We start from the raw sequence: 2,423 nt of genomic DNA on the forward strand, positions 1-2,423 counted from the left end.
TTTTTACAATTGCATCATCCTCGACTTCATCACCACGATCTTTATAAGCCTTTTTCAATAACCGTACAACTAGATCAGCATGATCATTGCTTGCAGCAAAAATTAAGGTTTTTTCTTTTCCTGTTGGATCAACGTATTCAGTGAGTTTATTTAACACTACTTGGTTAAACGATTCGGTAATTACCCGTTTATTAAATTGCTCMACATCAAAATGGAGAGTATCCTCTACCTTTTCAAGTTGAACTTCACCACTATCGACATCATAATATTCAACTTCATCATCTTTTTCAAAGGCAATTCCCGCTTCTGCTAGTTCTGTTTTGAACAAATATGGGGGTTCATGATCCACTAAGTAACCATCTAACACMGCTTCGCTATAAGAGTACTTGAATATTGGCATTCCAAATATTTCAGTCGTATGAAGAGCTGGAGTCGCTGTAAGTGCTAAACATGATGCATCAAAATAATCGATAACCCGACGATATTGACTTATATAATCTTCTTGATCACTGAATAACAGTTCTTCATCAGACATCTCACGATCGATGGTGTACCCACGATGCGCTTCATCTACAATAATGAAGTCATATTGTCCAACGCTGGGGGGATTTCCATTATTATTAAAAAACAGTCTTTTCACCATTCCTTGGACTGTAGCAATTTGCACTTTGGTGGCAATCTCAGGTGTCATATCTTCTAAGGATTTAACGTCATATATATCAGAGAAGGAGTATCCTTCAATTTTTGTGTCTTTTAACACATCCTCAGTCTGTTTTCCTAAGGACTTACGGTCAACTAGAAAGAGAATTCGACGACACTTTTTAGACTTGATTAAACGATACATAAGAGCAATAGCGGTACGAGTCTTCCCCGTTCCTGTTGCCATGGCAATCAGCATCTTTCGATTACCTTCTTGCAAAGCTCTCTCTGCTTCAAGTACTGCACTTTGTTGATAATGACGTAAGCCGAATTTAGTAATATCTTCATTCTCAAGAATTTTGTTCGCTTCTCGGTCATCTTGACTAAGCAATAGTTGCAAATCTTGAGGAGAATGCCAGCCTTCGAGTGGACGTGCATGATTTAAAGGTTTCCGAGCATCCCAAAACCAAATACCAGACTCTTCTTGTAGTTGCTTTAGGTATGGTCTCCCATTTGTTGCATATAAAAATGGTGTTTTATATTCGCCTCTTGAAGGATGAAGTGTCTCATTCTCTATTTGAACAACGTTTTTCGCATATACTTTCGTCTGGCTATCTAGTGCAGATGGAATGTTTTTATGTGTTGCTTTTGCTTCAATTAAGCCAACAAGCTGCAGTCCAATAAACAATGCGTAATCAACACGACCTCCACTAACCTTCCATTCTGCTATTGCCATGTTTCGATTTTTTACAGGTAAAGTCCCATTCTTCTGATGATTAAGAGTCGGCGTATCAGCTTCCCAACCTACTGCTCTTAATTTTTCATCAATGATGGTTCGAGTTTCAGCTTCTGTTAATCGCTGACTACGCATAAAGTTTTTCGAAATTTTCTTTCGCTCTTCCTTTACATCTGGTTGTTCAGATTCTGCTTGCTTACGAATTAAGTCTAATTCCTCTTCAAGTTTTTGTACTTTATCTTCATAGTCTCGTTGAAGCTTAGTTGTATCGATTTCGGTTTGTAGTTGCGGTTCTGTATATTCAAGTGCTTGGAAGTTCCAATCACCGTATACTTCCATGAACCAAATGGATAACCGAAATGCTAAATGCAACACTGCCTTAGCCTCTTCAATTCTTCCAAAATCCGCTTCATGCATCGCTTGATTTCCTTTGCGACGTAGTGTCTCAAATATTTCAAATAACTCTGGATCAACTAAGCCCTCACGGAGTAATTTGTTAATACGTTCAACTTGTGTAGTTCCATATAATTCTTGAATATTTTCCGATGCAAGAATAAACTTCGACAATGTTTCTCCAAACAAACGAAGCTTCATTATCGTAGTATGAGGATCATGATATAAATTTTTCTCCGCTGTCTCTCCTAAGTTAGCAAGTACATCCCATTTGCCTATGAAAAATGCAAAGTTGCTTGACATTGACATCACCATTTTCTGCAAGATTAAATATTCTAATTATACTATAACCATCCAGAAATCAATAAACTTAAAGGTATTTATTACCATCGCATATTCGTACCTACCCAATTTCGGCAGCAAAAAACTAATCGAGATTTCGCAGAAAACACCTTGAAAACAGGCTGTTTTACACAGTAGAAACGTGATAAATATCCTTCTTGTATCGGTGAATTAACAAGGAATTTGTGAGTTAAGGTGGTATAAATTTCGAAGTACTAATTGGGGGTTATCTCATCATGGAACAAAGTGTTGGTTGAAGACAATTCATATCCAGACCTCGGAATAAAGTGGCTTCTAGACCAAACTCCAGAGA

General features: G+C 37.5%; 1 protein-coding gene. It reads right to left on the reverse strand.

The annotated features are described in order from the left end of the window. On the reverse strand, positions 1-2,071 hold a 2,071-nt coding region (gene hsdR / locus AC1DSL_RS17325; RefSeq protein ID WP_477533174.1), incomplete at its 3' end, for a type I restriction-modification system endonuclease. Between the last annotated feature and the right edge of the window lie 352 nt (positions 2,072-2,423).

Source organism: Paenisporosarcina sp. P4_D4, assembly GCF_056401835.1.